The sequence below is a fragment of the Amycolatopsis aidingensis genome (genome assembly GCF_018885265.1).
Lineage (GTDB): Bacteria > Actinomycetota > Actinomycetes > Mycobacteriales > Pseudonocardiaceae > Amycolatopsis > Amycolatopsis aidingensis.
Genome location: NZ_CP076538.1, coordinates 699,337 through 711,746 on the forward strand (window position 1 = coordinate 699,337; position 12,410 = coordinate 711,746).

General features: G+C 71.5%; 13 protein-coding genes. 7 read left to right on the forward strand and 6 right to left on the reverse strand.

The genetic code is table 11. From position 1 onward, the window contains the following. Position 1: 1 nt before the first annotated feature. Positions 2-625: a histidine phosphatase family protein gene (locus KOI47_RS03440; RefSeq protein ID WP_216213902.1), complete on the reverse strand. Its 624-nt coding sequence runs from the start codon at positions 623-625 to the stop codon at positions 2-4. Positions 626-714: 89 nt separating this feature from the next. Here KOI47_RS03440 and KOI47_RS03445 point away from each other — a divergent pair, with 89 nt between their 5' ends. From KOI47_RS03445 to KOI47_RS03470, 6 genes are all read left to right on the forward strand, one after another. Then, positions 715-1,398 carry an HAD family hydrolase gene (locus KOI47_RS03445; protein ID WP_216213904.1) on the forward strand — a complete coding sequence of 228 codons (684 nt, stop codon included), beginning with the start codon at positions 715-717 and terminating at the stop codon, positions 1,396-1,398. An 85-nt stretch (positions 1,399-1,483) separates the two neighbouring features. Next, entirely contained in the window at positions 1,484-3,172 is a 1,689-nt protein-coding gene (locus KOI47_RS03450; RefSeq protein ID WP_216213907.1) for a dihydroxyacetone kinase family protein, read from the forward strand. Beyond that, a complete protein-coding gene (locus tag KOI47_RS03455; protein ID WP_216213909.1) occupies positions 3,172-3,636 on the forward strand; it encodes a ribose-5-phosphate isomerase in 465 nt (154 codons plus the stop codon). Before KOI47_RS03450 ends, KOI47_RS03455 begins: the two co-directional genes overlap by 1 nt. Positions 3,637-3,666: 30 nt before the next feature. Next, the gene (locus KOI47_RS03460; RefSeq protein ID WP_216217059.1) at positions 3,667-4,701 is read left to right on the forward strand and encodes a 2-hydroxyacid dehydrogenase; all 1,035 of its coding nucleotides are present in this window, start codon (positions 3,667-3,669) and stop codon (positions 4,699-4,701) included. A 2-nt stretch (positions 4,702-4,703) separates the two neighbouring features. Next, positions 4,704-6,158: an FGGY-family carbohydrate kinase gene (locus tag KOI47_RS03465; RefSeq protein ID WP_216213912.1), complete on the forward strand. Its 1,455-nt coding sequence runs from the start codon at positions 4,704-4,706 to the stop codon at positions 6,156-6,158. Further along, positions 6,159-6,815: a class II aldolase/adducin family protein gene (locus tag KOI47_RS03470; protein WP_216213914.1), complete on the forward strand. Its 657-nt coding sequence runs from the start codon at positions 6,159-6,161 to the stop codon at positions 6,813-6,815. Here KOI47_RS03470 and KOI47_RS03475 read toward each other — a convergent pair. The 5 genes from KOI47_RS03475 to KOI47_RS03495 form a co-directional block, all read right to left on the reverse strand. Then, positions 6,794-7,768, reverse strand: a complete 975-nt coding sequence (locus KOI47_RS03475; RefSeq protein WP_216213916.1) for a helix-turn-helix domain-containing protein — start codon at positions 7,766-7,768, stop codon at positions 6,794-6,796. The genes KOI47_RS03470 and KOI47_RS03475 overlap by 22 nt on opposite strands. 83 nt (positions 7,769-7,851) lie before the next feature. Further along, positions 7,852-8,586 (reverse strand): SDR family NAD(P)-dependent oxidoreductase, encoded by a 735-nt coding sequence (locus KOI47_RS03480; protein ID WP_232376518.1) that lies wholly within the window; start codon positions 8,584-8,586, stop codon positions 7,852-7,854. Further along, entirely contained in the window at positions 8,583-9,641 is a 1,059-nt protein-coding gene (locus KOI47_RS03485) for a 2,3-butanediol dehydrogenase (protein ID WP_216213918.1), read from the reverse strand. Before KOI47_RS03485 ends, KOI47_RS03480 begins: the two co-directional genes overlap by 4 nt. After that, entirely contained in the window at positions 9,638-10,915 is a 1,278-nt protein-coding gene (locus KOI47_RS03490; protein WP_216213920.1) for an MFS transporter, read from the reverse strand. The genes KOI47_RS03485 and KOI47_RS03490 overlap by 4 nt, the downstream gene beginning before the upstream one ends. A 15-nt stretch (positions 10,916-10,930) precedes the next feature. Then, positions 10,931-11,464, reverse strand: coding sequence for a 2,4'-dihydroxyacetophenone dioxygenase family protein (locus tag KOI47_RS03495; protein ID WP_216213922.1), 534 nt, complete (start codon positions 11,462-11,464; stop codon positions 10,931-10,933). Positions 11,465-11,611: 147 nt separating this feature from the next. Between KOI47_RS03495 and KOI47_RS03500 the strand changes: the two genes are divergently transcribed. Then, the gene (locus tag KOI47_RS03500) at positions 11,612-12,310 is read left to right on the forward strand and encodes a hypothetical protein (RefSeq protein ID WP_216213924.1); all 699 of its coding nucleotides are present in this window, start codon (positions 11,612-11,614) and stop codon (positions 12,308-12,310) included. Positions 12,311-12,410: the final 100 nt, after the last annotated feature.

Consider the following 12,410-nt stretch of genomic DNA (forward strand, 5'->3'; position numbering starts at 1 on the left):
CTCACTCCCTGCCACCGGTCGGCTGGTTGAACCGCCGAATCGCGGTGTTCTCGCCATCGACCCTGAGCTCGGTGAGTGCGCAGTTGTCCATCCGGGGGAACACCCTGCGGTAGTTCCGCAGCGGGATGCCGACCAGTTCGCACAGGGTCAGCCGCAGCAGGGTGTTGTGCGCGACCACCAGCACCGGGCCTGCCCCGGACTCGGCCTCGGCGATCGCCCGCAGCGCGGCGGCACCCCGTTTCGCGGCCTGCTCCGGCGGCTCCGACCCTGGGAAGGCGTCGCGCACCGGGTCGGCGCGGAACCGCGCCACCAGTTCCGGGTCCACCTCCTCAAGTGTGCGCCCCTCCACCGCGCCGAAGTGCACCTCGCGCAGGTCCTCGACCACCAGCGGGCGCAACCCGAGCGCGGTGGCGGCCGGGCGAGCGGTGTGCAGCGCACGCTGCTGCGGGGAGCAGTACAGCGCATCCGGCCTGCGTGCGGCGGGTAGCGCGGCGAGGAAGCAGGCCAGCGTCTCCGCCTGCGCCATCCCGGTGGCCGTCAGCGCCACCTCGCTGGTGCCTGCGTAGCGGTTCTCGGCGTGCCACTCGGTCTCGCCGTGCCGCACCAGAAGCAGGTGGGTGCTCATCGTTCCCTCCGGATGTAACAGTCAGGCCGTGACAACTCTCGTCTACGATGTTAATTTAACGATAACCATGTGAAAGGGGTTGTTACACCATGGCACTGGCCGCGGTCGTGTTCGACATGGACGGGGTCCTCGTCGACAGCGAACACCTCTGGGAAGAGAACTGGGCGGCGTACGCGGCCCGGCACGGGGTCCAGTGGACCGCCGAGGACACGGCCACGGTGCAGGGGATGAGCGCCCCGGAATGGGCCGGTTACCTTGCCGAGCGCAGCGGCACCCCGGAAACCGCCGAACAGGTGGAGCGGGCCGTGGTGGACGGCATGATCGCCGCGATCGAGGCGGGCGAGGCCCCGCTGCTGCCAGGGGCCGACGCGATGGTGCGGGACTGCGCGGCCAGGGTCCCGGTGGCGCTGGCCTCCTCGGCCGCCCGGCGGGTGATCGACGCGATCCTGCACACCCACGGGCTGACCGGCGAGTTCACCGCCACGGTATCCAGCGCCGAGGTGGCGCGGGGCAAACCGAGCCCGGACGTCTATCTCGCGGCGGCAGAGCGGCTCGGGTACGGCGGAGCCGAATGCCTCGGGGTCGAGGACTCCAGCAACGGCATCCGGGCCGCGGCGGCCGCCCGGTTGACCGTGATCGCCCTGCCAAACCCGGCCTACCCGCCCAAACCGGACGCGCTGGAGCTGGCCAGTGCGGTGGCCACGGACAACGACGACGTGCGCAGGAAGCTGCTGGCCTACCTGGCGGGCGAGCTGGTGGGGAGGGGAGCATGACGCCACTTGTGTCAACTCGCGGCAGTCAGGGCGACCACAACGCGCGCTCTCGGCTGGAGGCGCGCGAAGCCGCGGAGGAGGCAGCATGACCGTCCTCGGCTCGGCGGAGACCTTCAAACGCGACTGGCTGGACGGCTTCGTCACCGCATACGGCCGCACCGTGCGCAAGGTGCCGGATGCCTACGGGGTGATCGGCAGGCAGGTGCCGCGCCGGGGCAAGGTGGCCGTGGTGATCGGCGGGGGCTGCGGGCACTACCCGGCCTTCGCCGGGCTGGTCGGCCCCGGCCTCGCCGACGGCGCCGTGGTGGGCGACGTGTTCACCAGCCCCAGCGCCGAGCAGGTCTACCGCACCGCAAGGGCCGCCGATGGCGGCGCAGGGGTGCTCCTCGGCTACGGCAACTACCAGGGCGATGTGCTGCACTTCGGGCTGGCCGCGCGCAGGCTGGCCGCCGAGGGCATCGACAGCCGCACCATCCTGGTCACCGACGACATCGCCAGCGGGCCTGCGGAGCAGGCCGAGCGCAGGCGCGGGGTGGCTGGCGACTTCCTGGTCTTCAAGATCGCCGGGGCCGCCGCCGAGCGCGGCGACGACCTTGCCGGGGTGCACGCGGCAGCGGTCAAGGCCAATGCGAACACCCGCACTTTCGGGGTCGCCTTCGGCGGCTGCACCCTGCCGGGCGCGGCCGAACCGCTGTTCACCGTGGATCCCGGTGCGATGGAGCTGGGGCTGGGCATCCACGGTGAGCCCGGGGTGCGCACGGTGGACCGGCTGGACGCCCGCGCGCTGGCCGACGAGCTGGTGGACGGCTTGCTTCCGGAGCTGCCTGCGCACGACGGCCGGGTGGTCGTGCTGCTGAACGGCCTCGGCCGCACCAAGTACGAGGAGATGTTCGTCGCCTACACCCGGGTGCACGAGCGGCTGGCCGCGGCCGGGCTCAGCCCGCTGCACACCGAGGTCGGTGAGTTCGTCACCTCGCTGGACATGGCCGGGGTTTCGCTGTCGGTCATGGTGCTGGACGACGAACTCGCCGAGCTGTACGCCGCGCCCTGTGACAGCCCCGGCTACCGCAGCACCGGGGCGGTGCTGGAGCGGGTCGAGGCGGAGTCCACCGTGGACGGCTATGCCACCGACTCCACTCGCGGCGGTGTGCTGGACCGGCTGCTGACCAGTGCACTGGAGTCCATCGAGGACAACGAGGCCGAGCTTGGCAGGCTGGACGCGGTCGCCGCGGACGGCGACCACGGGCTGGGCATCAGCAGGGGAATGCGGGCGGCCGTTGCCGCCGCCCGGCATGCGGAGGCGAGCGGCGCCTGCGTCCCGGACGCCCTGCTGCGGGCCGGTACCGCGCTGGCCGATGCCGCGGGCGGCGCCTCCGGCGCGCTGTACGGGGTGCTGCTCGCCGAGACCGGGGCCGGGCTGCGCGGCCTGCCCGAGATCACCGCGGTGGCGCTGGCCGAGGCGGTGGACCGGGCCGCGCGGGCCTTCGTCCAGCTCGGTGGGGCGGAACCGGGGGAGAAGACGATGCTGGACGCGATCGAACCCTTCCGGGTGACCCTGCGTGCCGAGGCGGATGCGGGCAGCGGCCTCGCGCGGGCCTGGCGCACGGCGGCAGCTGCCGCGACCGCGGCGGCGGCGGAGACCGCGAACCTGGTGCCCGCCAAGGGAAGGGCGGCCCGGCTGGCGGAGAAGAGCAAGGGCCACGCCGACCCGGGTGCGACCTCGTTCGCGCTCATCGTCACGGCGGTCGGCGCGGAGTTGGGAAAGGACGGCTGATGCGGATCGTGGTCGCGGCGGACAATGCCGGTGTGGAGCTCAAGAACGTGGTGCGGGACCTGCTGCGTACCGATGGCAGGGTGACCGAGGTGACTGACCTCGGCGTGGCCGACGCGGGCGACGACCGGGCGTACCCGGTGCTCGGGCTGGCCGCCGCCGAGGCGATCGCGCGCGGCGAGGCCGACCGGGGCGTGCTGGTGTGCGGCACCGGTATCGGTGTGGCGATCTCGGCGAACAAGGTGCCGGGCGTGCGCGCCACAGTGGCGCACGACTCCTACTCCGCCGAGCGCTCGATCAAGTCCAACGACTGTCAGATCATCACCTTCGGTGCACGGGTGATCGGCCCTGAACTGGCCAAGAAGATCGTCACCGAATGGGTCGGCCACCGGTTCGACCCGGAGTCGGCCAGCGCGAGCAAGGTCGCGCACATCACCGACTACGAACGGGCCCACGCGGCCTCCTGAACAGGTACGAGCGCGAGAGGAACAATGATGTTGCGGATACTCGCCGCGGGGGACGAGTTCGTCGGTACCGGGCTGCTGCGGGAGGCGGTACGCGCGGAATCGGGGGTCGAGCCCGAGTTCACCGAGCTTTCCCTGCCCTGGCCGGTCGAGCCCTTCGGCCCGGTCGGCAATGTCCAGGAGGCCAGCGGCACCGAGCGGCAGGTGATCGACGCCCTGGGCGATGCCGAGGTGGCGGTGACCCAGATGGCGCCCTTCACCAAGCAGGTCTTCGCCGCCGCGCCCGGGCTGAAGCTGGTCTCGGTCTGCCGCGGCGGGCCGGTCAACGTCGACCTCACCGCCGCCACCGAGGCCGGGGTCGCGGTGACCTACGCGCCGGGGCGCAACGCCACCGCGGCCGCCGAGTTCGCGATCGGGATGATTCTGGCCGCCATGCGCCGTATCTCCACCTCCTCGGCCGAGCTGCTGGCCGGGGACTGGCGTGGGGACTACTACGCCTACGACAACGCGGGGATCGAACTCGAGGGCACCACCGTGGGCCTGGTCGGCTACGGGGCGATCGGCTCCAGGGTGGCCAGGGTGCTGGTGGCCTTCGGTGCCAGGGTGCTGGTCGCCGATCCCTACGCCGACCCGGCAACGGTGGCCGCCGACGGTGCGGGCCTGGTCCAGCTGGACGACCTGCTGCGGCGCAGCCGGGTGGTCAGCCTGCACGCCCGGCTCACCGAGCAGACCAGGCACCTGATCGACGCGGCCAAACTGGACCTGCTGCCACCGGGTGCGGTGCTGGTGAACACCGCCCGCGGGGGACTGCTGGACTACCGCCCGCTGCCGGAGGCACTGCGCTCGGGCAGGCTCGGCGCGCTCGCCCTGGACGTCTACGACGACGAACCGCCGCCCCCGGAGTGGCCGCTGCGCTCCGCGCCGAACGTGATCGCCACCCCGCACCTCGCGGGCGCCAGCAGGCAGACCGCCGAGCGGGCCGCCGCCATCGTCGCCGCGGAGGTCGGCCGCTACGCCCGTGGTGAGGCCCTGCTGAACGTGGCCAACCCCGAAGTCCTCGGGCAGTGACCATGTCGCACATCATCGGCGTGGATATCGGCACCTCGTTGACCAAGGCGGTGGTCTTCGACTCGGCCGGGGTCTCGATCGCCCAGGCCTGCACCCGCTCCGAGGTGCACCACCTGCCCGGCGGGCTGGTCGAGCAGGATCTCGAGCAGGTGCTCGGCACGGTGGCCACCGTGGTGCGCGAGGTGGCGGGGCAGCTCGACGGTGGCGTCGCCGCGCTCGCGCTGACCGGTCAGGGCGACGGGCTGTGGCTACGCGACGCCGCGGGCAACCAGGTGCGCCCGGCGATCTCCTGGCTGGACGGCAGGGCCAACTCGCTGCTGGCCAAATGGCAGGCCAGCGGGGTGACCAGGGAGGTCTTCCGGCGCACCGCCTCCGGGATGTTCCCCGGCTGCGCCGCCGCCATCATGTCCTACCTGGACAGTCACGAGCCGGAGTCCCTCGACCGCGCGGCGGTCGCCGGATACTGCGTGGACGCGGTGGTGCAGCGGCTCACCGGCGAGATCACCGTGGACGCCTCGGATGCCTCGCTGCCCTTCCTGAACCCGGCCACCCGCCGGTACGAGGAGCAGGCGATCGCGGCCTGCGGGCTGGCGCACCGGCGCGGCCTGCTGGCCGAGCCCGCCCCACCGCGGACGGTGTTCCGGCTGCACGCGGCCGGTGCCGAACTGCTCGGCCTTCCTGCCGGGCTGCCGGTCACCGCGGGCCCGTTCGACCTGCCCGCCTGCGCGATCGGGGCCGGGGTGCGTGAGCCGGGGGACGGGATCCTCACCGCGGGCACCACCCTGGCCTGCCAGGTGCTCACCGGCGAGGCCGGGTTCGATCCGGATGGCGAGCCAGCCGGGATGTTCCTGTGCACCCCGAACGAGGGCGAGTTCCTGCGCGCGATGCCCGCGATGGTGGGCACCGCGAGCATCGACTGGGCCTGCTCGCTGCTCGGTGTCGACGTCGAGGACGTGGAGCGGCTGCTCGGGCAGAGCGCTCCGGGCGCGGGCGGGGTGCGGGCGCTGCCGTTCCTTTCCACCTCGGGGGAACGGGCGCCGTTCGTGGACGCCGCGGCGCGGGCCCAGTTCTCCGGGCTCAGCCTGGAGACATCCAGGGCCGATGTGCTGCGCGCGCTGTGCGAGGCGGTGGCCTACGCGGCCCGGCACTGCTTCGAGGCCGCCGGGCTCACCGGGCGGCTGTACGCCAACGGCGGCGGGGTCCGCTCAGCGGAGTGGACCCGGATCTTCGCCGACGTGCTCGGCAGGCCGATCATCGTTCCCGGTGATCCCGGGGTCGGCGCGCGGGGAGCGGTGCTGGTCGCGGCGGAGGCGCTGGGGCAGCCGTTCGACGTGGACCTGTGGGTGGAAAACTCGCGTACGGTCGAGATACGGCCGGAGAATGTCGAGTTCTACCAACAGGGTTACGCGGACTACCAGACCTCACTGTCCGCTGCCCGCGGACTGTGGAGCCTGTGAATGCTGCTGGAGGACGAGCGCGCCGCGGTATGCGAGTACGCGCGCAGGATGACCGCCGACGGCCTGGTGGTCGGCACCTCGGGGAATGTGTCGGTGCGCTCCGGCGACCTGGTCGCCGTGACCCCGACCGGCGTGGACTACGACGCGCTGGCGCCGGGGGATATCACCGTGGTCGACCTTGATGGGTCCGTTGTGGACGGAGAGCTACGGCCGACCAGCGAGCTGCCGATGCATCTCACCGTCTACCGCGAGGCGACCGACCCCGATGGCGCACCGGTCGCCGGCGTGGTACACACCCACTCGGTGCATGCCACGGCGGTGTCCACATTGGTCGACGAGGTACCGCCGATCCACTACATGCTGGCGACGATCGGGCCGAGCGCGCGGGTGGCGAGCTACGCGACCTACGGCACCCCGGAGCTGGCCGAGGCGATGCTGGCCGCGCTGGAGGGGCGCCGGGGCTGCCTGCTGGCCAACCACGGCACCGTCACATACGGCAAGGACCTCGGCGCCGCCTACCACCGCGCCCAGCAGCTGGAGTGGCTCTGCAGGCTCTGGCTGCTCGCCCGCTCGGCGGGTACCCCCACCCTGCTGCCCCAGCCCGAGATCGACCACATCGTCACCAAGCTCCGCGGCTACGGCCAGCCCGCCCGCTGACCCAGCGGCCGGGCTTCGCCGGGGGTGCGTCCGTACTGGTCCCGGAAGACCCTGGTGAAGTGCGCCTGGCTGGCGAAGCCCCAGTGGTAGGCGATATCGGCGACGGTGCTGTCCCGCGAGCCGGGGTCGGCCAGCTGCTCGGCGGCCTTGGCCAGCCTGCGCAGCAGGATGTACCGCGCCGGGGTCACCTCCTCCGGCGCGAACACCCGGCTGAGGTGCCGGGCCGAAATGCCCAGCTGGGCCGCCACCTGCCCCGCGCACAGCGCCGGGTCGGTCAGCCTGCGCTCGATGAAGTCCTTGGCCAGCGTCAGCAGGGCCGACCCGGCGCCGGGCTGCGTCCCGCCGAGCCTGCCCGCGATCAACGCGCCGACCAGCTCCAGCGTGCCACGGTCGGACTCCGCGGTGATCGGCCTGCCCGCGGCCAGGTGACCGAGTGCCGAGCGCAGGGCGGTGAGCGCCGGACGGTCGGCCGCGGAACTCGCGGTGAACCGCATCGGCGCGCTCAGCCCGCCGGGCAGGCAGTACTCGGTGAAGATCTCCCGCGGGATGTCCACCAGCACCTGGTGCATCGGCGCGGAGAAGCCGAACAGGTAGGAACGACGGGTGTCGTACAGTGCGAGGTCGCCCGCCTTCATCGCGAAGCTGCCGCCACGGTGCAGGAACACCGCCTCCCCGGACAGCAGCAGGCTGGCGAACACCGAATCCTTCGGCAGCGCCCGGCACATCCCGGGGGTGCGCTCGATGACGTGCTCGTTGCCCGCGATATCGGCCAGCCGCAGCGCGCCCATGCGCAGGTTGGCCTGCGAGGCGAGCAGCCCCTGCTCGGAGTACGGCGAGACGGTCAGCCCGACCAGGGCCTGCCGGTTGTACTCCTGCCAGAAGTCGATCCGCTCCGCGGGCGGCACCGAACGCGTCGACACTTTGGAGATCGTCGAGACCGCGGGTACGGGCATCTCGGCCTCCTTGCCGCTCGTGCCCCCTTGCTCTCACCACGGAGCGTAACCCGCGCCGGTGTCCCACGTCACGCCCGCGCCGTTCAGCAGGCCAGATACCCGCCGTCCACCGGCAGCACCGCCCCGGTGACGTACCCGGCCGCGGGGGAGCACAGGAAGGCGATCACGGCGGCGACCTCGGCCGGGGTGCCGAGGCGGCCCAGCGGGGTGCGGGCTAGCACGGCCTCGGTGGCCGCCGGGTCGTCCAGCACCCCGCGGGCCAGCGGGGTCACCACGAACCCGGGGGCCACGGCGTTCACCCGCACCCCCAGCTGGGCGTACTCCGCGGCCAGCGACCTGGTCAGCTGGGACACCCCGCCCTTGCTGGCGCTGTAGGCCGGCCGGTCCCTGCTGCCGAAGAAGGCGAACATCGAGGACAGGTTGACTATGCTGCCCCGGCTCTCGGCCAGCCGCTCGCGGGCCGCCTCGCTGGCCACCAGCACCGCGCCGAGGTTGACCGCGAGCACCCGCTCCCAGGACGCGGCCCGGTACTCCCGCCGGTCCTGGCTGATGCCGGCACAGTTGACCAGGTGGTCGATCCGGTCCGCCGCCGCGATCCACCCGGCCAGCCCGGCGGAGTCGGTGACATCGGCCTCGGTCAGCTCGATCCGCTCGTGCGCTGGAAGGTCGCCGGGGTCGGCCGGGGGCAGCCCCAGCACCCGGACCCGCGCCCCGAGCTCGGCGAACAGCGCGGCTGTCGCCGCGCCGATCCCCGAGGTCCCGCCGGTGACCAGTACCGTGCCACCGGCGAAGAGGCCGGGCGCCAGCGCGCCGGTCACGCCCCGGCCCCCGGCCGGACCAGCACCTTGATCTGGTCGGTGCCCTCGGTGAGCGCATGGAACCCGGCGGTGACCACGTCCTCCAGCGGGATGATCGAGGTGATCAGCGGGCTCAGGTCCAGCGAACCCTCGCCGACCAGCCGGATCAGCTCGGGATGGCAGTCCCGGTAGCCGACGCTGGTGATGATCGACTGCTCGTCGTTGACCAGGGCGAAGGCGTCGATGCGCAGCTCGCCGCCCAGTCCGACCAGGATCATCCGGCCGCCAGGCCGGGTCGACGCCAGGCAGGTCCGCACCGTGGTCTGCGCGCCGACCACCTCGAACGCGAGGTCCACCCCGGTCCCGTCGGTCAGTGCGCGCACCACCCCAGGGAGGTCGGGTTGCCTGGCGTCCAGGATGTCCGTGGCGCCAAGGCGGATCGCCAGGTCCAGCCGCTTCGGGTTGAGGTCCGCGGCGATGATCCGGCGTACTCCGCGCTGGGCGGCCAGCTGCACGATGAGCAGACCGATCGGACCGAGCCCGAGCACCAGCATGGTGTCGGCAGGGAGCAGCTCGGCGCGGCGCAGCGAGTGCAGGGCCACCGCGGCCGGTTCCAGCAGCGCGGCCTGCTCCAGCGGGAAGGAGTCCGGCAGCGGATGCACCATGTAGGCGGGCACGGTGGCGTACTCGGCGAGGCCACCGTTGCCCATCAGCCCGGCGAAACCGAAGTGCCTGCAGATGTTGTACTCCCCGGCGGCGCAGCGGGCACAGGTCCCGCACCGGTAGTTCGGCTCCACGGCGACCTTGGTGCCCGGCACCAGCCCGGAGACCTCCGGCCCGGTCGCGGTGATCGTCCCGCAGAACTCGTGCCCCAGCACCAGCGGAGCGCGTACCCCGGAGGCCGGATGCGGCTCGGTCACCGGGATGGCATGCGGGCCGGAGGTGTACTCGTGCAGGTCGCTGCCGCAGATCCCGCAGTAGGCAACTTCGATCCGCACCTCGCCTGGCCGGGGTTCCGGAATGTCCACAGTGGTCACCCGGACGTCCTTGGCGCCGTGCCACACCGCGGCCCTCATCGGACCGGCTCCGGTTCCTGAGCGGCCGCGGCGGCGCGCCTGCGCAGCACCATCGGCGCGGTTTCCCGCAGCCCGAGGGAGAGCAGCACCACGAGTACCGCGCCACCGGCGGCGATGAACATCGCCGACTGCAGGCCCCAGATGTCGGAGGCCCAGCCGGCGACCAGCGGGCCGAGGAAGCCGCCCGCTAGCTCGCCGACGCCCATCACCAGGCCGAGCGCGGTGGCCAGGGCCGCCGGGTGCACGGTCTCCGCCGGGATGGTGGCCATGAACAGGGTGAAGCAGCCGAGTCCGGTGTAGGTCAGCACCACGATCACGCCCAGCAGCAACGGATCCGCCACGTACACCACGGCCAGCGGGCAGAGCGCGGCGACCGCGGTGAAGGCGATCATCGTGGTCTTGCGCCCGATCCGATCGGAGATCGCGGGAGTGAGGAAGCCCCACACCACCCAGGCCACCCCGAAGCAGGTCATGACGGCGCTCATGGTTCCCGGTGCGAAGCCCTTGACATCGGTAAGGTACTTCGGGGTGAAGGTGATGATCACGATGAACCAGGTGAGATAGCAGCAGGCGGCCAGTACGCACAGCAGCACGTTGCGGTGCCGCAGCACCTGCCACAGCGAGGGTTTCTCCGCGGTTGGGGTGCGTTCGGTGGTCGCCGTGACCCGGCCGAGCGGAGGGGTCTCCCGGACCGAGCGCCAGATCCACAGCGCGATCAGCAGCCCGGGAATGATGGTGAGGTGGAAGGCCGTCCGCCAGCCGTGCTCCTCGGCGATCCACACCGCCACCAGCGGGCAGACGATGCCGCCGAGCAGACCGGCCGATGAGCCCTGCACCAGCCCCATGTTCAGCCCGCGCCGGTGCTCGGCCGAGGCCTCCACCATCAGCGACTGCGCGATCGGCAACACCGCGCCCTCGGCGATGCCCATCAGCGCCCTGGCGATCAGCAGCCCGACGAACCCGGTCATCAGCCCGGATGCGGCGGAGAATACGGAGAACATGAGGACCGCGGCGATCAGGATCGGCTTGCGGGTGCCGAGCCGGTCGGAGAGCCTGCCGAAGAACAGGCCGGAAAGGGCCCAGGTGAGTGCGAGTACCCCGGACAGCGTGCCGAGCTCGGTGTTGGAGAGCCCGAAGTCGCCGTCGATATAGGGCGCCAGAAAGGACAGTGCCTGCCGATCGAAGAACACGAAACCGAAGGACAGGAACAGGACCGTCAGTAGCAGGTACTCGTACCGCCGCGCGGGGGTCGCCGGTGACCGGTTGCCGAACATGGTGATCGCCTGACCTCAGCGGAAGAGCGAGTTGACGTAGTCGGCGCCGATGCCGACCTTCTCGTAATGCTTGCGGCACAGGTCGATGTAGTCGTGCACATCGAAGAACCCGGCTGTGTCGCCGTTCTCGTCCAGCCAGATCAGCGGACCCTTGACGATGAACATCGTCTTCATCGGCTCGTCGCTCTCGTAGGCGACCAGGGTGTGCCCCTCGCCGGGGGCCTCGTACACGAAGTCGCCTGCCGAGGCCGTCCAGGGGCGTTCCAGGTACCCCCATTTGCCGGAGATGGTGTAGGCGAACACCTCGTGCGGATGGTAGTGCCGGTTGACCAGTCCGGCCTCCTTGGCGCGCAGGATGTCCGACCAGGAGTTGTCCTTCACGTTGATCCACAGTGGACGTGATCCGACGGTGTCGGTGAAGGGCGCGTAGTAGCGGTCGTCATCGGTGGCAACCTGGGAGAGGTAGACCTCCGGTTGCGCATCCGGCTTGAAGGAGTTCTGGATCGGCTTGAGGCCCTTCCAGAACTCGGTGGTGGCCTGCTCGGGCATGTTTCCCTCCTGTCCGCGACGACTGGTAACGGGCAGTCAACCCCGCCGGGGTGGCGTGGTCTTTCCCAGAAGGGACCTCACCGGTTGCCTGATCCGGACATACCGGCAGAAGCTGCGATCTTGGACGACGAGGTGCAGGATGTCCGGATGAGCACTGCGGTAGAGCCGGTGTCCCCGCCCCCGGACTTCCCCGTGTACGGGCTGGACCAGGCCTGGCAGGGACCGAGGTGGCTGGACTTCTTCGAGGCCAAACAGGGTGCGCCTGCCTGGGCGCTGTGGCTGGGCCATCGCGCCGAGGACGGCTCCGGCGGGGTACGGATCGGTACCCTGCCCCGCTCGCGCTACGACGCGACGTTCACTCCCCGTGGCGGCGACAACCTCGCCCCGGTCGCGTTCAGCGCCGCCTTCGGCCTGGTCAACCTGACCCTGCCGGACGCGGCGGTGCAGCGCCCGGACGGGCTGATCCCCGCGCTGGTCGAACACGCGGAGCAACAGGCCAAGCGGCACGCCGAGTGGCGCCGGGTCACCTGGGACGTGGAGGGCACCCCGGTCCGGGCCGCGGTGTGGCGGTTCGCCGGCGCATGGGCGGGCTTCACCGACGCACTCGGCGGGACGTACCTGGTGGCGGTCGGGATCGAAGTGCAGCCGGAAGGGCTGCGACTGAGCCGCTTCCCCGGCTCCAAGGAGCACGGGATCGACCTGGACGCCCCGCTGGATCTGGTGGAGCTGGGCAGGCAACGGCATGAGCGCCCGGACACCTGGCTACCCCCACCCCGCCGCGACTCCTTCCACCCCGATCAGCTCGCCGTCCTGGACCGCCCTTCCCCCACCCCACGAATGCCCTGAACGTGGCTTTCGGGACGTTCAACGTCCCAAAAGTGCCGTTCGCAACGTCCAGTGTCTCGATCGCCACGTTCAGGGCGCTGGGTTGTCGGTCGGTGAGCTT

What these genes read in the sequence shown, in the direction of transcription:
- KOI47_RS03440 (WP_216213902.1), bottom strand. Translation starts at nt 625, where the DNA reads ATGAGCACCCACCTGCTTCTGGTGCGGCACGGCGAGACCGAGTGGCAC.
- KOI47_RS03445 (WP_216213904.1), top strand. Translation starts at nt 715, where the DNA reads ATGGCACTGGCCGCGGTCGTGTTCGACATGGACGGGGTCCTCGTCGAC.
- KOI47_RS03450 (WP_216213907.1), top strand. Translation starts at nt 1,484, where the DNA reads ATGACCGTCCTCGGCTCGGCGGAGACCTTCAAACGCGACTGGCTGGAC.
- KOI47_RS03455 (WP_216213909.1), top strand. Translation starts at nt 3,172, where the DNA reads ATGCGGATCGTGGTCGCGGCGGACAATGCCGGTGTGGAGCTCAAGAAC.
- KOI47_RS03465 (WP_216213912.1), top strand. Translation starts at nt 4,704, where the DNA reads ATGTCGCACATCATCGGCGTGGATATCGGCACCTCGTTGACCAAGGCG.
- KOI47_RS03470 (WP_216213914.1), top strand. Translation starts at nt 6,159, where the DNA reads ATGCTGCTGGAGGACGAGCGCGCCGCGGTATGCGAGTACGCGCGCAGG.
- KOI47_RS03475 (WP_216213916.1), bottom strand. Translation starts at nt 7,768, where the DNA reads ATGCCCGTACCCGCGGTCTCGACGATCTCCAAAGTGTCGACGCGTTCG.
- KOI47_RS03485 (WP_216213918.1), bottom strand. Translation starts at nt 9,641, where the DNA reads ATGAGGGCCGCGGTGTGGCACGGCGCCAAGGACGTCCGGGTGACCACT.
- KOI47_RS03490 (WP_216213920.1), bottom strand. Translation starts at nt 10,915, where the DNA reads ATGTTCGGCAACCGGTCACCGGCGACCCCCGCGCGGCGGTACGAGTAC.
- KOI47_RS03495 (WP_216213922.1), bottom strand. Translation starts at nt 11,464, where the DNA reads ATGCCCGAGCAGGCCACCACCGAGTTCTGGAAGGGCCTCAAGCCGATC.
- KOI47_RS03500 (WP_216213924.1), top strand. Translation starts at nt 11,612, where the DNA reads ATGAGCACTGCGGTAGAGCCGGTGTCCCCGCCCCCGGACTTCCCCGTG.